This window comes from Chryseobacterium sp. Marseille-Q3244 (assembly GCF_940807095.1).
GTDB lineage: Bacteria > Bacteroidota > Bacteroidia > Flavobacteriales > Weeksellaceae > Chryseobacterium.
Genome location: NZ_CALNWX010000001.1, coordinates 530173 through 551022, shown reverse-complemented (window position 1 = coordinate 551022; position 20850 = coordinate 530173). Strand labels below are relative to the sequence as shown.

The 20850-nt window shown below is 35.8% G+C and carries 20 protein-coding genes; 6 read left to right on the top strand and 14 right to left on the bottom strand.

From position 1 onward, the window contains the following. Positions 1 to 31: 31 nt before the first annotated feature. Positions 32 to 904 (top strand): helix-turn-helix transcriptional regulator, encoded by an 873-nt coding sequence (locus NBX25_RS02565; RefSeq protein ID WP_250252694.1) that lies wholly within the window; start codon positions 32 to 34, stop codon positions 902 to 904. Between the two features lie 93 nt (positions 905 to 997). Here the strand turns inward: NBX25_RS02565 and NBX25_RS02560 are convergent, their stop codons facing one another. Both NBX25_RS02560 and NBX25_RS02555 read right to left on the bottom strand, forming a co-directional pair. Then, positions 998 to 1285 carry a hypothetical protein gene (locus tag NBX25_RS02560; RefSeq protein ID WP_185145558.1) on the bottom strand — a complete coding sequence of 96 codons (288 nt, stop codon included), beginning with the start codon at positions 1283 to 1285 and terminating at the stop codon, positions 998 to 1000. 170 nt (positions 1286 to 1455) lie between these two features. Beyond that, entirely contained in the window at positions 1456 to 3063 is a 1608-nt protein-coding gene (locus NBX25_RS02555) for a fumarate hydratase (protein ID WP_123909686.1), read from the bottom strand. A gap of 198 nt (positions 3064 to 3261) precedes the next feature. Here NBX25_RS02555 and fumC point away from each other — a divergent pair, with 198 nt between their 5' ends. Further along, entirely contained in the window at positions 3262 to 4656 is a 1395-nt protein-coding gene (gene fumC / locus NBX25_RS02550) for a class II fumarate hydratase (protein ID WP_123909685.1), read from the top strand. A gap of 82 nt (positions 4657 to 4738) precedes the next feature. Here the strand turns inward: fumC and NBX25_RS02545 are convergent, their stop codons facing one another. From NBX25_RS02545 to NBX25_RS02495, 11 genes are all read right to left on the bottom strand, one after another. Continuing rightward, positions 4739 to 5776, bottom strand: a complete 1038-nt coding sequence (locus tag NBX25_RS02545) for a porin family protein (RefSeq protein WP_250252693.1) — start codon at positions 5774 to 5776, stop codon at positions 4739 to 4741. A gap of 30 nt (positions 5777 to 5806) precedes the next feature. Next, positions 5807 to 6421 carry a hypothetical protein gene (locus tag NBX25_RS02540; RefSeq protein WP_250252692.1) on the bottom strand — a complete coding sequence of 205 codons (615 nt, stop codon included), beginning with the start codon at positions 6419 to 6421 and terminating at the stop codon, positions 5807 to 5809. Continuing rightward, complete coding sequence (locus NBX25_RS02535; protein ID WP_123909682.1) at positions 6408 to 6968, bottom strand: RNA polymerase sigma factor; 561 nt, start codon at positions 6966 to 6968, stop codon at positions 6408 to 6410. The genes NBX25_RS02540 and NBX25_RS02535 overlap by 14 nt, the downstream gene beginning before the upstream one ends. A gap of 126 nt (positions 6969 to 7094) precedes the next feature. Then, positions 7095 to 7823 carry an ABC transporter ATP-binding protein gene (locus tag NBX25_RS02530; RefSeq protein ID WP_250252691.1) on the bottom strand — a complete coding sequence of 243 codons (729 nt, stop codon included), beginning with the start codon at positions 7821 to 7823 and terminating at the stop codon, positions 7095 to 7097. A 3-nt stretch (positions 7824 to 7826) separates the two neighbouring features. Beyond that, positions 7827 to 9293: a DUF5687 family protein gene (locus NBX25_RS02525; protein ID WP_250252690.1), complete on the bottom strand. Its 1467-nt coding sequence runs from the start codon at positions 9291 to 9293 to the stop codon at positions 7827 to 7829. Between the two features lie 50 nt (positions 9294 to 9343). Then, positions 9344 to 10993, bottom strand: a complete 1650-nt coding sequence (locus tag NBX25_RS02520) for a DNA repair protein RecN (RefSeq protein WP_250252689.1) — start codon at positions 10991 to 10993, stop codon at positions 9344 to 9346. 641 nt (positions 10994 to 11634) lie between these two features. Continuing rightward, complete coding sequence (porD, locus tag NBX25_RS02515; RefSeq protein ID WP_250252688.1) at positions 11635 to 12540, bottom strand: type IX secretion system protein PorD; 906 nt, start codon at positions 12538 to 12540, stop codon at positions 11635 to 11637. A gap of 121 nt (positions 12541 to 12661) precedes the next feature. Then, positions 12662 to 13867: a bifunctional phosphopantothenoylcysteine decarboxylase/phosphopantothenate--cysteine ligase CoaBC gene (gene coaBC / locus NBX25_RS02510; RefSeq protein ID WP_123909677.1), complete on the bottom strand. Its 1206-nt coding sequence runs from the start codon at positions 13865 to 13867 to the stop codon at positions 12662 to 12664. A gap of 123 nt (positions 13868 to 13990) precedes the next feature. Then, a complete protein-coding gene (locus tag NBX25_RS02505; protein WP_034681463.1) occupies positions 13991 to 14314 on the bottom strand; it encodes a DNA-directed RNA polymerase subunit omega in 324 nt (107 codons plus the stop codon). 42 nt (positions 14315 to 14356) lie between these two features. Beyond that, on the bottom strand, positions 14357 to 15352 hold the full coding sequence (locus NBX25_RS02500; protein ID WP_123909676.1) for an outer membrane protein assembly factor BamD: 996 nt from the start codon (positions 15350 to 15352) through the stop codon (positions 14357 to 14359). A gap of 103 nt (positions 15353 to 15455) precedes the next feature. Continuing rightward, positions 15456 to 16085 carry a TetR/AcrR family transcriptional regulator gene (locus NBX25_RS02495; RefSeq protein WP_066693165.1) on the bottom strand — a complete coding sequence of 210 codons (630 nt, stop codon included), beginning with the start codon at positions 16083 to 16085 and terminating at the stop codon, positions 15456 to 15458. 96 nt (positions 16086 to 16181) lie between these two features. Between NBX25_RS02495 and NBX25_RS02490 the strand changes: the two genes are divergently transcribed. From NBX25_RS02490 to NBX25_RS02475, 4 genes are all read left to right on the top strand, one after another. Continuing rightward, positions 16182 to 16808 carry a TatD family hydrolase gene (locus NBX25_RS02490; protein ID WP_250252789.1) on the top strand — a complete coding sequence of 209 codons (627 nt, stop codon included), beginning with the start codon at positions 16182 to 16184 and terminating at the stop codon, positions 16806 to 16808. After that, on the top strand, positions 16801 to 17526 hold the full coding sequence (locus NBX25_RS02485; protein ID WP_123909675.1) for a tRNA threonylcarbamoyladenosine dehydratase: 726 nt from the start codon (positions 16801 to 16803) through the stop codon (positions 17524 to 17526). Before NBX25_RS02490 ends, NBX25_RS02485 begins: the two co-directional genes overlap by 8 nt. Beyond that, positions 17526 to 17897, top strand: a complete 372-nt coding sequence (rnpA, locus tag NBX25_RS02480; RefSeq protein ID WP_123909674.1) for a ribonuclease P protein component — start codon at positions 17526 to 17528, stop codon at positions 17895 to 17897. The genes NBX25_RS02485 and rnpA overlap by 1 nt, the downstream gene beginning before the upstream one ends. Before the next feature lie 290 nt (positions 17898 to 18187). Next, positions 18188 to 18793, top strand: coding sequence for a DUF4126 domain-containing protein (locus tag NBX25_RS02475; protein ID WP_123909673.1), 606 nt, complete (start codon positions 18188 to 18190; stop codon positions 18791 to 18793). 46 nt (positions 18794 to 18839) lie between these two features. On the opposite strand, the gene NBX25_RS02470 is transcribed toward NBX25_RS02475, so the two are convergent. Beyond that, positions 18840 to 20849, bottom strand: coding sequence for a DUF8458 domain-containing protein (locus NBX25_RS02470; RefSeq protein ID WP_250252687.1), 2010 nt, complete (start codon positions 20847 to 20849; stop codon positions 18840 to 18842). Position 20850: the final 1 nt, after the last annotated feature.

The following is a 20850-nucleotide window of genomic DNA, read 5'->3' as shown; positions in this document are numbered from 1 at the left end:
ACATGGTACTATGGCTGTAAAAATGTGTTGTATGGGAGATCAACAGGAAAAAGAGGTCGTTTTCAAATCGGAGAATATTGAAATTAACATGCAGAATTCATCTGCCATCGAAGGCTCTCCAAGATCATATCTGCTTGAATCCATTTCAAGTTTCAATCTTCTGTTTTTATTAAGTCCGGATATTCATCTGAAGGCTCATGATTGTGATACCCAATTCTTATTTAAGAAAAACCAGTATATCCTTCATTATTCATCACAGAAAAACAAGGCAGAATTATGGACCGACAGTGAAGAGAATCTGAAATATCTGCACATTCAACTCAATTACCAATACATTTCAAACCTTATCAATCCTGAAACCAATAAAGAAGGCGCAGAAATCCTGGAAAATATGATTCATAATAACTTCATCTTTCTTCAAAAAGCCACTCCCCCCAACATGACGGTTGAAATGCATATTATTTTAAAAGAGATTTTAGCCTATTCTAAAAAAGGAGTCATGCAGAAACTGTTTACTGAAGCAAAGATCATCAAGCTCCTGATTCTTATTTTTGAACAGTTTAATGAAAAAAACAGTCTAGAGGCCGCTTCAAAAACTCCTGAAATGATTAAAAAATTCATTGATGAAAATTATCACCGGAATATTAAAGCTGAGGAAATCGGAAAATTGATTGGAGTAAATCAAAACCTCATCAGGAAAGCGTTCAAGACGGAATATCACACTACGATCAGTCATTACATCTCTGAACTTAGAATGCTAAAGGCCAGAAAACTTATTACAGACAAAAACATTATGATTAAAGAAATTGCCATTGAATGTGGTTATGAATATCTTCAGAATTTTACCCGAGCCTTTAAAAAGAAGTTTGGGGTATCTCCGGAACATCTGAGGAATAATAAATAGAAAAACCGCTTAAAAAAATTAAGCGGTTTATATATGTTGTTTTGCTTTGATATTACTTTTTCAGAATTCAGGTGAAAAAGCAATGACAATCAATTAATGATGATGTCCGTGATCGTGATGAAGGAAAGGTCCATTTCCTTTAGGCTGGCTGTAAATAGTTTCTACACCTTCCTGCTCAGTAATAAGCTTTCTTCTGATATCTTCAGGATCGAAAGGCTTCACTTTTCCGAAGTACTCTTTCAAACCTTCAGTTAGCCACATTGGGATAACTAATCCGAAGAACATAAAAATACACCAGAATCCTACTAAGAACATAGTAATAAAGAATACAGTCCAAAGGAACTGGTAGAACGGCCAAAATGCTGATAAAATAGTTATCATTCTCTTAAAGATTTTAGGCAAAAATAAAGCTTTTTTCTTTTTTACACAAAAGATACCGGCTCTATTTTTTAATTTATTTTAATTCTATATAGATTTTGAGACGGTGAGAAGGGAGGTTTGAGGCTCATATAAACAGCTCATATCTCCGCTCTCAAGGTCTTTTTATCTGATTAATGAGCTAGATCAGCAAAGAAATCGTTTCCTTTATCATCGGTAATGATGAATGCAGGGAAATCTTTTACTTCAATTTTTCTTACCGCTTCCATTCCTAACTCAGGGAAATCTACTACATCTACGGATACAATATTATCTTTTGCCAGAATAGCAGCAGGTCCTCCAATTGATCCAAGGTAGAAACCTCCGTATTTGTTACAAGCATTGGCAACATCCTGACTTCTGTTTCCTTTTGCCAGCATAATCATACTTCCGCCATGGCTTTGGAATTCATCTACATACACATCCATTCTCCCTGCTGTTGTAGGTCCGAAACTTCCTGAAGCCATTCCTTCCGGTGTTTTTGCAGGTCCTGCGTAATAGATTGGGTGATTTTTGAAATACTCCGGCATTGGTTTTCCGCTGTCGATGATTTCTTTGATCTTAGCATGAGCAATATCTCTTGCTACGATCAGAGTTCCGTTAAGTTTTAGTCTAGTTTTGATCGGATATTTAGAAAGCTCAGCCAGGATTTCAGGCATTGGCTTATTCAAGTTAATTTCAACAGCTTCTTCAAGGTGTGGCGGTGTAGCGGGTAAGAATCTCTTTGGATCCTGTTCCAACTGTTCAAGGAAGATCCCGTCTTTTGTAATTTTTCCTTTGATATTTCTATCTGCAGAACATGAAACTCCCATTCCTACCGGGCAAGAAGCAGCGTGTCTTGGAAGTCTTATTACTCTTACGTCGTGAGTAAGGTATTTTCCTCCAAACTGTGCTCCAATAGCACTTTCCTGGCAGATTTTCTGAACTTTCGCTTCCCATTCAAGGTCTCTGAATGCCTGACCGGCTTCATTTCCTTCTGTTGGAAGGTTGTCATAATATTTTGCAGAAGCTTTTTTCACAGCGGCAAGGTTCGCTTCAGCTGAAGTTCCTCCAATTACCAATGCTAAGTGATAGGGTGGACAAGCTGCTGTACCAAGATCTGAAATTCTTTCCTTTACGAATTCTTCAAGAGATTTCTCGTTTAATAAAGATTTTGTCTTTTGGTAAAGAAATGTTTTGTTTGCTGAGCCACCTCCTTTTGTTAAGAATAAGAATTCATAATAATCTCCTTTTTTAGCATAGATATCAATCTGCGCCGGAAGGTTAGATCCTGAATTTTTCTCATCAAACATCGTTAAAGGAACCACCTGAGAATATCTTAAGTTTCTTTTTTGATACGTATTATAGATTCCGCGGCTTAAGAATTCACCGTCATCCACACCTGTGTATACGTTTTCTCCTTTTTTACCCATTACAATCGCTGTTCCCGTATCCTGGCAAGAAGGAAGTGCTCCTTCTGCTGCTACAGCAGCATTTTGTAATAAATTATACGCAACGAATCTGTCATTGTCAGTAGCTTCAGGATCATCAATGATTCTTTTAAGGCTTTCTAAGTGTGAAGAACGCAACATGAAAGAAACATCTGCCATAGCTTCTTCAGCCAATAATTCCAATCCCTTTGGGTCAACTGTTAAAATTTCTCTGTCACCCAGTTTTTCAATCTTTACATAATCTGATGTAAGCTTTTTATACACCGTATCATCTTTCTGAATTGGATACGGATCCTGATATCTAAATTCCATTCAATTTTTTTGTTTGTACAAAAATACGGCTTCCAATAAAAAAATATGAGCAAAATCAGTCATTAAAATTGATATTTATAATGATTATAAATTGCGAGTTTTTGAGTTTATAAGTACCTTTATACTAATCAAATAATGAAGCCAAAAAAGATAAAAACAAGGCTTCAGGAATAAAAATACTATAAAATTTCAACCACAATGAATTACAGAATAGAAAAAGACACCATGGGAGAAGTGCAGGTACCTGCAGATAAACTTTGGGGTGCGCAGACCGAACGTTCAAGAAACAATTTCAAAATTGGTCCTGAAGGATCTATGCCTCACGAGATTATTGAGGCTTTTGCCTATTTAAAAAAGGCTGCAGCCTACACCAATGCTGATTTGGGAGCTCTTTCCTCTGAAAAAAGAGACATGATCGCTAAAGTTTGTGATGAAATCCTTGAAGGAAAACTAAATGATCAGTTTCCTCTGGTGATCTGGCAAACCGGCTCAGGAACTCAGTCAAACATGAATGTGAATGAAGTAGTATCTAACCGTGCTCATGTGAATAATGGCGGAACTTTAGGAGAGAAATCTGAAATTCACCCAAACGATGATGTGAATAAATCCCAATCATCCAATGATACTTATCCAACGGCTATGCATATTGCAGCCTATAAAAAAGTAGTGGAAGTTACCATTCCGGCAGTTGAAAAATTAAAAAATACGCTTGCTGAAAAATCCAAAGCTTTCAAAGATGTCGTAAAAATCGGAAGAACACACTTAATGGATGCAACTCCACTTACATTGGGACAGGAGTTTTCCGGGTATGTTGCTCAATTGGAATTTGGATTAAGAGCTTTAAGAAACACACTCCCTCACCTTTCTGAACTTGCTTTGGGGGGAACCGCAGTAGGAACAGGTTTAAATACACCCGCTGGCTACGATGTAAAGGTCGCAGAATATATTGCAAAATTTACTAACCATCCGTTTATTACAGCTGAGAATAAATTTGAAGCATTAGCCGCTCATGATGCGATTGTTGAAAGCCACGGCGCTTTAAAACAACTTGCGGTTTCTTTATTCAAAATTGCTCAGGATATCAGATTACTGGCCTCCGGACCTCGTTCAGGAATTGGGGAAATCTATATTCCGGAAAACGAACCTGGATCATCCATCATGCCTGGAAAAGTGAATCCTACTCAAAATGAAGCTTTAACAATGGTTTGTGCACAGGTTCTAGGGAATGACACGACGATTTCTTTTGCAGGAACTCAGGGTAATTACGAGCTGAATGTTTTCAAACCGGTAATGGCCTATAACTTCCTTCAATCTGCACAACTTATTGCTGATGCATGTATTTCATTCAACGACCACTGTGCTGTAGGTATTGAGCCCAACCACGAGAGAATTAAAGAACTTGTAGATAAATCTCTAATGCTTGTAACGGCTTTAAATACTCATATTGGGTACGAAAATGCTGCAAAAATTGCAAAAACAGCCCACAAAAATGGAACAACTCTCAAAGAAGAGGCCGTTAACCTTGGCCTTTTAACTGCGGAACAGTTTGATGAGTGGGTAAAACCTGAAGATATGGTAGGCAGTCTGAAATAACAATTCTAATTTTCATTCATAGACTTTAAATAAAAACACTGGAGAGCTTTCTCCAGTGTTTTTTAATTGATATGAATAAGTATTATTCTATTCCAATAGAAACTCCGAAAATAAGAGCTTTATCATTTTTAAAATAATTGTCTTTAAAGAAATTACTAAAATCTTTCTTCACAAATATACTGATACTGTTATACGAAAAAGTAAGCTGGGCTCCATACACAAAAGGATTTACCTGATAATTTCCTTTGTTTCTTATCTCGCCTTCGTTTCCTTTTACAATATTATTGGTCGTCATTTTCACTCCTCCGTATACATTGGCTCCTACTTTGAACCCTCTGTAATAATTTCGGTACTGAATATCCATTCCTCCATTTTTAAGTTTTGAAAAATTATACTGCATTCCTAGCGGAACCATAATATAGCCTGTTCTCAATTTATTTTTACTCAGGTTTCCGCTATATTGCTCAAGAGCAACTCCATACTCCGGACCTTTTGTAAATAACATATTATTATCCATTCTAATGGTCCTCCAGGAAAATCCTAATCCGGAAATTACTGCCCACGGGCTTGTTCTGCTTAGCTGATAGTTTAGTTTTAATCCAAATTCGAGATTATTAGCGTATCCTATATTCTTATCTAACTCATTATCTGGCAGATTATTGGTAAGCGTCATTACACCATAAGAAAAATATCCGGTAAGGTTTCTCGTTGGGCGAAATTTCTTTAACAACTTTGCTTTAAGTTCTTCATTAGAGTTCACATCAGTATTTAAAAGTGAATATCTGACCTGCTTTTGGATGACCTCATCCAGATCAAATCCAAGATCTTCAATTCTTTTATCCATTTTTTCTGAATAACGATCTGCAATCTGAGCTTTTTCTCTATTAAAATCTGCAGTATCAAGATTTCTGGATTTCAATACCTCAAGCTCTTCTCCCATCAATTTCTTTTCTTCCTGAATAATTGCATTAATTTTTGTTGCATATTCTTCAACTTTCTCTTTCACAATAGGGCTTACTTCAGTATCTTTTTTAGACAAATTGATATTGAACTTCTTTTGTGCATAAAATGATGTCGAAACAAGGCACACCATTCCCATTACGATTAATTTCTTGATCATGTTATTATTTTTTTTATTATTTGGAGATAATTATTTAGTATTCAATTCTATAGTAGCCACATTGCTTCCACCTTTTGTTTTTTCAATCACATCTTTATGTTCTACTGAGAAGAGAAGTGTGGAGGGATCCACATATTTTTTCTTTTTTATCTGAACTTTTGAAGAGTCTGTCTTTGCAAGAATTTTAGGAGTCTGAATTTGAAGTATTTCAAGTTTCTTTTCAGCCATTATTTCTTTGGAGCTCAATTTACTTTCTTTCGTTATAGGTAAAGCTGCTATCTCTTCAGTTCCTTTTGGAATGGAAGTGTTTTTCAGTTCTTTCTTTGTATTATTCTTCTCTGCAAGCTGAGCAGGCTCCTGCTCCGGCATGGTGATTACTTGTTCCACATCATGTTGTGGTGTTTTCTTTACCAATTCGGGTTGAACAGATGATGAATCTTTCAGTAAGAATAAAACCGTTCCTAAGCTGAAACTTAGCACAATACATGCAGCGACTAAAAACCAGTTTATTTTTGATCCTGTTGTGACCGTTTTATTTTCGGATTGCAGCTCAATTTCAGACCACAAATCTCTGGAAGGGGTAATTTCTCGTTCTTCAATCTGTTTTCTGATGTGCCATTCAAAATTATCTTTAGACGTGTTCATTTTTCATTTTTTTTTGTTGTTGAAAGTAGATCTTTCTTAATTTTTCTTTTGCTCTGAACAACTGTGTTTTGCTCACTGCAAGAGAAATCTGCAAGGTATCAGCAATCTCCTGATGAGAATACCCCTCTAATACATACAGATTGAAAACCATCCTGTAAGCATCCGGCAACTGATCCAACAATTCCTGTGCATTAAAATCAAATTCAATATTCGGTTCATGAATATCTTCCTGAAAAGACTGATTGATCTCATCGAGATAAAATACCGTTTTATGGCTTTTAATAAAATTCAGACATTCATTCACAACAATTCTCCTTGCCCAGCTTTCCAGATTTGCTTCTTCCCTGAAGCTTTCTATATGCTTAAATATTTTACAGAATGCTTTAATGAGACAATCTTCCGCCTGGTATAAGTCACTTACATAACTTTTTGCCACACTTAGAAATCTCTTTACATTCTGTTCATAGAAAAGCTTCTGTGCAGCCGGATCCTGTTTTTTCAGAAGGCTCAACAAATCATCTTTTTTATTTCCGAACAAAAATTTCATTCTAATACTGTTTCTACTATAATGACAATCAAAATTGTAAAAGGTTACACAAAAAAAAATATTTTTTACTTTGAATTATTTGAGTGGTAAAAAAGACAGGAAATAGAGCGTTCCTGTCTTTTAAATTTATAATCCGGCCAATTCATTCGGGCCGGATACCTGATCTGAAAAATACTGTTCCAGATCTTTCAGGGTCTCAGGTGTTGTTTGGATATCTTTTACTAATTGTCCTTTGTTTACCACTACAATTCTGTTGCAAACTTCTGTAGTATGGGATAAATCATGACTGGAAATAAGAAAAGTTACACCGTCCTGTTTTGATAATTCTTTGATGAGATTTTTAAGCTTGATCTGGGTAGAGGGATCCAGGTTAGCGAATGGTTCATCCAGAATAATGATTTCAGGATTTCCAATAATGGCTCCTACAATTCCTACTTTTTTCTGATTCCCTTTCGAAAGATCCCTGATATATTTACCGGATGCAAGGATCTCACCGTTAAAAAGATCGTGAAAGGGTTTTAAAAAATCATCTACGGAAGCCTTATTCTGTTCTCTCAATTCACCGATGAAATAAAAATATTCCTCCGGAGTCAGATAGCCAATAAGAAAGGAATCATCTACAAATGCGGAAACTTTGTTTTTCCAGATCTCTGATTCATTTACTTTTATTCCATCAATGCTTACAAAACCTGTACTTGCCTGAATAAGATCCAGCATCAAACTGAAAAGAGTCGTTTTCCCAGCCCCATTATTTCCTACCAGACCAAAAGTTTCACCATTAGGGATTTCAAGATGTTCAATGTTCAGAACGGTTGCCGTCCCGTATGTTTTAGATAAATTATTGATAGTAATCATAGCTTAGTCTTTATTTTTAAATGCATCTAATGTGCTGTATTTTTCTCTTTTATAATGCCTTACAATGATATCAAAGATTTTTTCCCGCAGTAAAAATCCTATCAGTCCCATTATGGCAATACTTATAACGCCTGCCGTAATTCCAAAAAGAGATTTTGCACCGGCAAATACAGCCATAGGAAGCAACATTTTAGGAATCATCAATAACATTGACTTCAGATTGAAACTATTTTTCTGTCCAAATCTTTTTTCTTTTGAATTAAGATCAATCTGGGTTTTATTAAAGGCTCCGGACCAAAGGGTAAATTGTGAATTCACTCCAATATTATAAAGTCCGGCAGCAAAAAAAGTAACATAAATTTCCCATCCAAAATAAGTATAGACAGCGGCTATAATAATTGAAACTCCAGTCACAATATTCATCAGCCACCACTTGGCTTTTAAATATTCTTTGTAAGGGACATTCAGGGTCATCATCAGAGGGTAATAAGAGCTGTCAAACGCAGGAACCCTTTGTCCAAACAGAAACTGAAAACCACCGGTTACAAAAAGTCCCATAAACATAGTCATTGCCGGAGTTTTATAAGCTTTAGAAGTATACATCAGCAATCCATAGAAAAGAAACATAAAACTTCCCAAAAGAATCCCTTTGGCTACTTTATTACGCTTCAACATTTTAATATCGTTATTGATGAACGTTCCTATGACCCCATATTTATTCAGAAATGCAATATTCTCTGTTTTCCCTACTGACTTTTTAGCCTCAAGACCCTGATCCAGATAAAATTCTTTACGGATATACCTAAAACAGAAGATCCAAAATAGGGCAAACAAAGCAATAGGAATCAGTGAAAGATATGGGTTTTCATAAAGACTATGGAAGGCCATTTCTGAATAAGAAAGTACCGGGATAATATTATAATAACCTAACGCGCCTACTATCGCAAATACTATCGCCACAGCAATCGCAATCTTTTCTGTACTGTTCAGAAAAATATTGATAAAACTATTCAGGTAAAATAATGATGAAATACCAATCAGCCACGACAAAACTCCCACGACACTATAGCCGTGAAATAATGCAATTCCAGAAAATGTAATAAAAAAGAGAGAGTTCAGCCAACTGAAGGCTGAAAAAAAGGTTTTTACTAAAAGATAATTGACCAGGGTTCTCCTTTTAATATTCAAAGTAAGAAAGGGCTTAATATTCTGCGTTGGAATTTCCTGCCAGAGATATTTAATGGCTAAATCTACCACCCAGCCTATAAGTAAGAATTTGGAAACAATCTTTAAAGGATCCTGATGCATTTCTTCCTGTACATACATAAAGACCAGAAAGGCCCCACCAGTAAGACAGCCCATGAAATAAAGAATCGCAATGAATCTTAAAATCTTCATGGTAAGATTGATCCCTAAAGATGTACCACGGAAGAAGCTTTTAATTTCCAGCTTAAGGAACTTTAGAAACATAGTTGAGTTTTTTACATTAGTAACTATAAGGTAAAAAACGTTACAGCCTCTTAGCCAATAAGTTCTTTAGCCTGAGCAAGAGCTGCTTCGGTAATCTTACTCCCTGAAAGCAACTGTGCAATTTCATTCAGTTTTTCACCATCACTCAATGGAATGATGGTAGATTGAGTTTTCCCGGCAATATCCTGCTTTACCACTTTATAATTATCATTTCCTTTGGCTGCAACCTGTGCAAGGTGGGAAATAACAATCAGTTGCATATCTTCAGACATTTCACGCATAAGATTTCCGATTTCTTCGGCTACTTTTCCTGAAACTCCGGTATCAATTTCGTCTAAAATCAATGTTGGTAATTCATCACTTTCTGCAATGATCTTTTTTACCGCCAACATCACTCTTGATCTTTCCCCACCAGAAATGGCTGTCTGGATAGGCTTTAAAGGAAATCCTGAATTGGCCTGGAATAAAAGCTGGATATTTTCTTTTCCAAATAGATTAAACTCTTCAGCATCCTGCAATTCTATATCTACTCTCGCTTTTTCAAGACCTAGCTTTTTAAGCAGTCCCTCTGCTTTTTTAATGAAAACAGGAACATTCTTTTTTCTGTTTTTGGAAAGCTTTTCAGCCAGAATCTGAAGTATTTTTTCTTTTTCAGCAATGTTTTCTTCAGTTTCAATAATTTGTGCTTCCAGCTCTGAAGCTCCTTTCTGATCTCCTGCAAGTTCATTTCTGATCTCAATCAGCTCAGTAAGGCCTGAAACATTATGTTTAAGGAATAAAGCATTGATTTTGTTATTCAACTCGGTAAGAACGATAAGATTTTCCGGATTGATCTCCAGTTTCTCTGATTCATGTTCCAACTCGGAAATAATGTCTTTTAACTCTACAAATGAGATTTCAAGTCTTTGATCCAATTCAGCAAAACTGGTTGAAATACCCGCAATTCTGGAAAGCTTAGCTTTGGCTTCATTAAAGAATGAAAGAATTCCAATTTCTTCCTGATGAAACCTTGACAGAATCTGACCAACATTTTCAGAGATCATTCCTGCATTTTCCTGAACAGCTAACTGGTTTTGAATATCTTCGTAATCTACATCATCCAGTTTTAATTCTTCAAGTTCGTTAAGCAGAAAATCTTTATAATCACTTTCTTTATTGGCTTCTGAAAGTTGTGTTTTCAGTTTTTTCAGCAATGTTTTCAAATTCTGAAACGCTGAAAACTCCTGCTGATAATCATCAATGATCTTTTTATTTTCAGAAAGTCCATCAATGATTTTAAACTGATATTCTGAGGTAAAAAGATTGGAAGTTTCAAATTGAGAATGAATATCTATTAATTGAGAAGAAAGTTCTTTCAATATATCCAGCGTTACCGGAACATCATTGATAAATGCCCTTGACTTTCCGGATGGTAATATTTCTCTTCTGATGATGGTTTGCAATTCATAATCAAGATCGTTTTCAATAAAGAATTTCTTGAATTGATTATTTAAAGCAAACTCAGTTTCTACAATACTTTTTTCTTCTGCTTTTGAGATTGATTTTACATCTGCCCTTTCTCCGAGAATAAGGCGCAATGCACCCAAAATAATGGATTTCCCAGCTCCTGTTTCTCCGGTAATTACCTGAAGACCGTTATTCAATGATACTTCAAGGGTATCAATCAGGGCAAAATTCTTAATGTAAATTCTTGAAAGCATGGATAAACGACGAGTTACTTTAAATGCAAATATAGAACTTTAGAAGTCAGTATTCAATATCTGAGAATGGCAATCCTGTGAAATTTTTAAATCTCCATATTGAAACGGGGAAAACCTACCATTAGACCAGTTTCAAAAATCAAGATACTGAAATAACAACCCAACATATCTTAATAAACATATTAAAAAAAGTAATCCTTAAAGCCATCTGAGGCTTTTGAGGATTACTTTTAAAAATTACAGCCGGCTACAAATACAATTCCTGTTTTTATATGGCTTTTATCTTTATACGATTGAGATCAATTCATATATCTCTCAATACAGTATTTTAAACCATGCAAGTACAATCTCTGTTAGGAGGATAGTATCCTATACATGTTCTTACACCGTCTTGAATTGCCCACAAGCAGCAGCCACTGCATCCGTAAGAGATTGGACCACTTCCTAAAATGTTTTTTTGCTGATCTCTGGTTAACTTTTGTGATTTGATTTTTGATTTCATAATATTAAGATTTGGTAATAATTAAGTATTATAATAACAAATATAGAAAATAATATCAAACACCAATGAAAAATTCAAAATGCTTACCCCAAAAACAATGGAACCATTTCATGCATTCACCTCTCATATAAGCAAGATGCTAAACCTTCCACTTATTCCACTTATTATCAATGTTTTTAGGAGAAAGAATAATCATAGTCTGCTTCAGATCATTAAGGATAAGTCCGCCATTATTACCGGAATTGAAAACATTGAAGATTTCATCACTCTTTGTATCCATGAAAAGATTGAAGAAAAACCCTTGTTGGAAAGTATTCTCATACATCTTAAGCTGCATAAGGGCATCAAAAATCACTTTTTTACCTGGGGTCTGATCCTGATTAAAAAGGTTATCCATCCCGGATCTGTGATAAGTATACATGGTAGATCTCAACTGGCTCCAGTTGGGATTCATAATTTCATTGATTAATATGGTACGGCTTCTCGGTTCGTTGATTGTATTCCAGCCGTCATAGTTTCTGTTTTGAGAATTTTGAGCAATCTGCTGAGCTTTTGAAAACCATTGAGTTCCCCCCATAGACTGGAAACTGTCTGCATCATAACCCAAAATAAGGTAAATATAGAAACTGATTACATCAGTAAGGTTCTTTCCGGAAAACTGTCTTTCATTGAAAATAAGGTTTTCGTTCTCAATATATTCAAAACTAAAGCGCTGATCCTGAAGATTCAGTAAAGGAGACTCATATGTGGTATTATAAACCGGACGCACTGCCTGTACAACGATAGACCCTTTGAATTTGTTGACATCTCTTTCAGCAATGACAATCGAAAACCCACACTTGATTTTTTCAAAATTCTGTAACTTCTTTCCCGTCCAGCTGGTATTATTGATAAAATCCCTAAGACTTTTCTCCAAAGCTTTAAAGGCCTGCTGGTTACTTCCTCCTATTTGTTGGGAGTTCACCTGAACAGTTGCCAACAACTCCTGGGAAAAACCAAGATTACAGATAAATAACAGAAAAAATAAACTTATAATTTTTTTCATATGGAGATGCTTATTGTTTTTTTAATGTCATATGTAATCGTATTATCCCCATAGATATTGTCTTTGCAAATTCTGACGATTTCATGGTCTATTAAAAATTGAGAACGGAAATTTATTAAAATTATTTTAAAAGCTGAGATTCAACAAAATTGAGAATATCTTTTGCTACTTCTCCTTTCGACTTCAAATCAAATTCTCTTTTCTCTGTTTTGGTGAATATTTTAATTTTATTGGTATCATTTTTAAAACCAGCCCCTTCATCACGTAGAGAGTTCAGCACAATCATATCAAGATTTTTCTTCTCTAGTTTTCCTTTGGCATTTTCCTCTTCATTTTGAGTTTCCAAAGCAAAGCCTACCAGAAACTGATGGGTTTTCTTTTCACCCATTGTTTTAAGAATATCTGGATTTTTCACCAATTCAATGGTTAGGTTTTCATCATTTTTTTTGATCTTTTCCTTGGCAATATCCTTCGGCGCATAATCTGCCACAGCAGCACTTGCAATCCCGATATCGATCCTGTCATAAAACTCAAATACTTTAGCCAGCATTTCTTTTGCAGAAGTTACTTTATGCAGTTCTACCCTTTTATCGGTAAGGATTTGTGAACTTGGTCCTGAGATTAGAATAACTTTTGCACCTCTTTTTGAAGCCTCTTCAGCCAAAGAAAACCCCATTTTTCCTGAAGAATGGTTTCCGATGAATCTCACAGGATCAATTGCCTCATAGGTAGGACCTGCAGTAATTAAAACGGTTTTTCCCTCCAAACTTTTTTCAGTTGTATGATCTGCAAAGTAATCTTCAATTGAACTGAAAATCGTTGATGGCTCAGCCATTCTTCCCTGCCCGATAAGGCCACTTGCCAGCTCTCCGTTTTCAGCAGGAATGATACTGTGTCCATAGCTTACCGCCAATTCGAGGTTTTTTTTCGTAGAAGGATGCGCGTACATATCCAAATCCATTGCCGGAGCAATAAATACAGGGCATTTTGCAGACATATATGTTGCAATAACGAGATTATCACACATTCCGTGCATCATTTTAGATAAAGTATTGGCGGTACATGGAGCCACAATCATTACATCTGCCCATAAAGCAAGTTCAACATGGCTGTTCCAGGTTCCGTTGTTATCATAAAAATCGGAATAAACAGGTTTCTTCGATAAAGTAGCCAAACTCAGTTTGGTTACAAAATGTTCTGCATCGGGGGTCATAATCACCTGTACTTCGGCTCCTTGTTTTACAAAGTCTCTTATCAGAAAGTGAACTTTATAGGCTGCTATTCCTCCAGAAACAGCAATAAGGATCTTTTTACCGGAAACACTCATTTAGCTTTAATTTTTTTGAAATACTAAAATACTTATTTTTTCTTACAATCACGGTTTAAAACAGCAAAGGTCATAAAAGAACGTAATTCCTTTATGACCTTTGTTTATAAAAAAGACAGAAGATTACTTTCTCTCTTCTGTTTTTCTGAAATACACGTCTTCATTTAACCACTCTTCAATAGCAATTGAAGTTGGCTTTGGAAGTTTTTCGTAATGCTTAGAGATCTCAATCTGTTCTCTGTTTTCGAAAACTTCTTCTAATGTAGAATTGTGAACAGCAAATTCATCCAATTTATTGTGAAGCTCCGTACGGATCTCCGCATTGATTTGCTCTGCTCTCTTTCCCATGATAACAATAGCTTCGTAGATTGAACCTACTTTATCTTCAATCTTATCTTTGTCGTAAGTAATAGTATTTACTTCTGCTTTTGTATCTTTTACACTCATTTTGAGAAAATTATTTTTATTTTAAGATGGCAAATTTACGAATTATCTTTTAATTTTGAAAGTCGCTGCAGGTGGAGGGGTCTGAAGTGCCGCACTATCCCTCTGCATCTGCTTTGCCTGCTTTTCATTGCTGATCTGATCTTTAATCTGCTGCTCTTTTTTATCCTGGCTGGCAAGCTTTTCAGCCTCTTTCTTTTGCTTAGCTGTTAAAGCGGCAATTTTTACTTCGGTTTCTTTTTTAACCACTACAAAATGCTCCTTTTCTTTTTCCAGTTTTGCTCTCAGATCAGATGCTGTCTTAGAGTACTCTGTATTAGGAAGCTCTTTTTCAACCATTTTCACATAGGTCAAAGCACTTTCAATACGTTCGTCTTTAAGATTATAAATAGACTTCATGGCCAATTCATAACGGGATTTCATGATATAATCATAAATTTTCGGACGAAGTTTCGTACTCGGGAAGTCTTCCAATACATTTTCCAAGGCTACGTTAGCAGCTTTGTACTCACCCATTTTAAAGTATTGTCTTCCGTTCTCATAAGCCTTAAATTCTAGCTTATAAGTTAATTCGTCAATAAGCTGACTGATATTCTTTGATCTTTCTGAATTCGGATAGTTGTTCAGGAAGTCCTGAAGTTCATTCACCGCTAATTCTGTACTTGACTGATCCAGGTTATAATCCATAGACCCTTCATAGTAGCATAATGCAGACATATAAGCCGCTTCTTCTGCTCTTGGATCTTTTGGAAAGTTAACCGCAAAGTTTTTAAACTGATGACCTGCCAGTTTATAACTTTTATCATAGTAGTTGGCATAAGCTGTATTGAAACCTACGTTAGGAAAATCATCCGTTCCTGCTACAAGGTTCGCAAGTCTGTCATAAAGAGCCAATGCATTTTTCCACTTTTTCTTAGCGAAGTTTTCATTGGCAGCTTTTAAGATAAAATCTTTATCAGCACTCTTCATTGCTCTTTCTTGCTGGCTTACACATGATGCCACCACTGCTACAGCAAAAAGACCTAAAATATATTTTTTCATATAAAAAGTTCAACAGTTTTCGGATTATACAGCCGATTTACTAATTTGCAAAAATATAACTTTTTTGCCAATAGATTTTTTTTTATGAATATTTAACGTAATTTTAGTCTGCAGCGTATCCTAAAATTGCAAAAACACTCAATAAAAGATTCATTCTTACTTTCTTCTCAGCCTCTTTTGCATAAGCTTCTTCGTTTTTACTCGGTACATAAAGCTCATAAAAATTTTTATTCCGGATCACAAATAAAGTAGAGCCGATAATCATGGTAAGAATATCTTCCGGCTTTGGCGTAAAGGTAAACACTCCGGAGGCCACTCCTTTTTTGATGACTTCATCCAGTTTTTTTACAAACAGCTGATAAAAATCAAGCAATTCGTCCTTTAAATTCTCTGTATGACGGAGTTCCTGGGTAACAAACCCATGAAAATAATTATATTTGAAGAGCTGGGAAACAATATATTTTATCATTTCACGCATCTGCATTTCTGGCTTTCCTTCTTTGATCGTATCCGCAAATTCTGAAAAATTTTCCCTCGTCTTTAATACTCTATATTGATAAAGGTAAGACATCATTTTCTCTTTAGAACCGAAGTAATAAGAGATCATAGCGACATTGATATTGGCTTTAGAACAAATATCTCTCACAGAAGTTCCTTCGTACCCTTTTTTTGCAATTAATTCTTCTGCAATATCCAGTATGTGAATCTGTTTTTCAGTAAATTTTTTTTTCATGAAGTGCACTTTGAGTAAAGTTAAGAAATTTTTAACACATTTATAAACGATCGTTTAATAATTTTATATTAATTCCAAATAGTCGTATTTTTGAATATGGAATTTTTTGATTTTCATCATCATAAAAAATACATCAAAGACGGAATTTACAATTTGGACATAGGGCAAATTCCGCCGGATTCCCTTTATTCAATAGGAATACACCCCAATGATATTGATAGTAATAATATAGATCACCAGCTGAACTGGATGAGAAATATGATGTTTCAGAACTGTTTTGCCATAGGTGAATGTGGGCTGGATTCTTTGGTTCCAATCGATCAGAACATTCAGGAGGAAGTTTTTTTAAGACAGATCAATATTTCCAATGAGGTAAAAAAACCTGTTATTGTACACTGTGTAAAAAAATTTTACGAGGTGATTTCTTTTAAGAAAAAAGCAGAACAGCCCATGATTATTCATGGTTTTAATAAAAAACAGAAAATTGCTGAGGATCTTCTGGCCAATAATTTTTACCTGAGTTTTGGAAAAGCTGTTTTGTATAATTTATCTTTGCAGCAAACTTTGAAATCTACTCCTTTACATCGTTTTTTTTTAGAAACGGATAATGATGATTTTGATATTAAAGAATTATATCTGAAAGTTTCGGAGCTCAAAGAGATTTCACTGGAAAGTTTAAATAAACAAATTATAGAAAATTTAGAGGCAATACAAAATGGATAAATACTGGTTGGAAAGAACAGAACTTCTTATTAAGGAAGAAGGTTTGGAAAAATTGAACAAAGCAACTGTTCTTGTTGTAGGGTTAGGTGGTGTGGGTTCCTTTGCAGCAGAATTCCTGGCAAGAGCTGGTGTTGGAACAATGACCATTGTAGATGGAGATACTGTAGACATTACCAACGTAAACAGACAGCTTCCCGCTTTACGATCCACTGTTGGGAAACATAAAGTAGAAGTTGTTGCCGAAAGATTGCTGGATATTAATCCTGACCTTAAATTAACAAAAATCAATGAGTTTCTGAATCCTGAAAGAATGGAGGAAGTGCTGGATTCATCACCATTTGATTATGTCCTGGATTGTATAGACAGCGTCACTCCAAAATTAAGCTTAATTATTGCTGCTAAAAGAAAAAAAATAAAGGTGATAAGCTCAATGGGAGCTGGTGGAAAGACAGACCCGAGCAAGGTATTGGTAAGAGACATCAGTAAAACCGAGCATTGCCATCTTGCAAGACAGATAAGAAAAAGACTGAGAAAAGTAAAAATTGACAAAGGAGTGCGTTGTGTTTTTGCCAATGATATTCAGGACGAGGAAAGCCTGAAAATGACCGACGGAACAAATTATAAAAGATCTTTTTACGGAACGATAAGTTATATGCCAGCCATTTTTGGACTTTATGCTGCTGCTGAAGTGATTAATTATTTAGTGGAAAAAGATTAATGCAGAATTCCAAATATCCCAGAGCGGAAAAGCTCAAAAAAAATACAGAAATCAGTTTACTTTTTGAAAAAGGTAAATGGAGAACTTCTGGAAATCTGAGAATCATTATTCTCAAAGATAAGCCTACTCTTCCGATTGAAAGCGGAAAATTTGGGGTTTCTGTTTCTAAAAGATATTTTAAGAGAGCGGTTCACAGAAACCGTATCAAAAGATTGCTTAGAGAATGTTATAGGCTAAACAAAGCCTTATTTCAAGAAGCTTTTGGAGAAAAAACTATCGCTATGATGTTCTGGGTTTCTTCTGAAATGCCTCCAAAATTTCAAGATGTAGAAACACAGTTTATCAAGCTTTGTGAGGCCCAGAAAAAGTAATTTTCCTTTACATAATAAGAATCCATGAAAATCTGTGTTTAATACTTTATCACAGGTTTTTATTTCTTATTTGGCATATTATTTTTCTTACTATAGATAAGAGTAACACAGATAATTGCCTATACAAACTTCTATCAAGTCTGTATTTCATAGGGTTTTGCTTATTATGCAATATACAACCCGAAACGACACACTTTGTCAACCGAATCCCAAATCGAACCTCCTCATAACACTTCAAATCTCACATACTTTTTGTAATTTTATAGGAAACAATAAATCTGAAAATTAATATGTTGGATCAAGTTCCCTATCTTTCGTATGTCATTAGTGCCTTTATCGGCATTGGACTATCTGCTGCTACAGGCTTCAGGGTCTTTCTTCCTTTGTTTGCTGTAAGCCTTGCTTCTTATTTTCACTGGATTCCGATGAATGAGAGCTTTGAATGGCTGGCGGGCTTGCCAGCACTCATCACTACGGGAATAGCAACGGTTGTCGAGATTCTGGCTTATTATATTCCATTCGTAGATCATTTACTGGATACTATTTCTGTTCCTATGGCGACTGTAGCCGGTTCTATCTTATTCGCCAGCCAGTTTGCCGAATTGGGCACATTTCCACAATGGGCGCTGGCTCTAATTGCGGGTGGAGGAACAGCAGCTACCATAAGCTCGGGCTTTGCAGGAATACGGGCCGCTTCTACTGCGACCACAGGAGGATTGGGAAATTCTGTAGTAGGAACTACCGAAACAGCAGGAGCAGGTATCATGACTATACTTGCTATGGTTGCACCCATTATTGCAGCTGTTCTGGCTATTACTTTATTGATATTGGTAGTTGTATATGGGCGAAAAGCATGGCGAAAAATTCGGGGTAAAAAAACGCCATCAACTGAATAAAAAACAAAGGTACAGTCTATTATAGCTGTACCTTTTATATTATATTTTAGTTTTTACTCCTAAAATCTTTGATCTCTTTAATTCTGGTTTCGAAATATTCTTTCTTCTCCGGATGCTTTTTAATCAGGATATCAAATGCTTTAATTGCTTTTGAATATAGTTTCTGTTCAAAATAAAGATTCGCCAATGTTTCGGTCATCAGGTGGGAAATATCATCATTCTTTTCTTTGACAACATATGAGCTTTCTTCTTTCAACTGACTGATCCTAGGGTTGTTTTCGATAAAAGTTTCAATCGCTTTTTCCTTGATTTCTTCTTTTTCTTTTTCAACCTCATCTGGTCTGTCTATTTTCAGCCAACTCTGCCATGTATTGATAAATCCAGGGACGTTGCTGTTGATTGATGACTGAGGATTGCTTTCTACTGCCGCTTCCTTCATTGGTTCTTCTTTTATAGGCTCTTCTGTTTCTTGCTTCGCTTCTCCAACTTTCAAACTCGATATATCTGAACCAAAGAATGAAACATTCATTACAGGAACTTCCTCATTTTTCTGGCGATCCGTTTCGGGAATGCCCTGAACTTCTTCAGTATTTGTAGGTTGTTTTTCCTCTTCTATAGAAGTATCTTCAGCAGAGACTTCTACTACCGTTTCAGGCTCTTCAACAGACTGTATATTTTCCGTTTTTGTCTCAGCCGCAGGTATTTCTGTTACTACAGGAATGTTTGTTACAGGAGCAGCCGTATCTACCGGTTTATTAATTAAAGAATCAGGCACATTAGATTCAAGACTCATAGGCTTCCATGTTGTCTGAGCCTCAGGAACAACTTCTTCAACAACTTCTTCTTTTGTAGCTTCTACTTCAGATTCTGTATCCTCAATTATTACTTCCTGTACTGGCTCTTCATTTACTTCTTCTGATTCTTCTGAACTTTCCTGATCGGTTGACCAGAAGTGGAAACTTTGAGTTTCTGCAAAGCTTATTTCATGATCTTCAACAACTTCCGGCCCTGCCTGCTCTTCTTGCGGAACAGATTTAGTCTCCTTCATCTTTTTCTCAACCTCTTCAATCAGACGTCTCATTTCCTCCTCATGCTTATTTACATTAAGTGGAGAAACTTCAACAGGTTCAATACCTTCTTCATTATTGGCCTGGATTTTCACATCCGGCAGGAATGCGTCTGTTGCGTGGAAACTTAATTCTGCACCCGGTTGTTCTGTAAGCTCTTCTTCAATTTCTGAAACAGGAACTTCTTCATCAGCAATAGCTTCGGCATCTTCTGTTCGAACTTCAGATACATTTTCTTCAACAGCTCCTTCCGGAGATAAGGATTCTGTTCCCTCAAAACTCAGATTTTCTTCTTCATCAACTTTTTCTTCTACAGTTTCTGAAGCGATCTGGTCTTCATTAATAACGGTTTCCGGTGTAAAATTTTCTCCTGCATTCTCTTCGATTTCCTCCTGTACTTTTTCTTCTTCCTGTTGAACCGATACTGTAGTTTCCGGTTCGGATTTCTGAGTAACCAACGTTCCTGATTCTAATGTAGATTCAAGATCTATCGTTTCTGTATTTTCCTCATCCAGGAAATTTTCTTCCCCTTCAAACAGAATTCTGTTACGTTCTCCATTTACATAGAGATGCTTAACTTCCTGTCCTGTCTGTAATAGACATGTTTCCTTTTCTTCTTCCTCATTTTTTTCCGGAGCCGGAGCGGTTTCTTCTCTTTTTATCGGGAAACCTTTGACATTATAATTGTACTTAACAGGCTTTTCAGCTGCTATTACAGAAGGTTTATCTTCAGTTATTTTCTCTTTTACTTCCTGCTGAATTTTCCCGTTGATCAGTTGATAAAGAATTTTTTTATCAGTGGTATAAGCTGCCGTTGTAGAAAGCTCTTTCTGATAGTTTTCTTTTTCATACAGGTGTACTCCATACAGATGGAGCGCCCTGATATTTTGAATATAGGGAAATGCGTGAATCTCTTCCTTCAAAAGTCCAAGGTCTTCTGACTGAATATTTTTCGGATTTTTTATTAATTCTAGAACTCTGGGATTCATC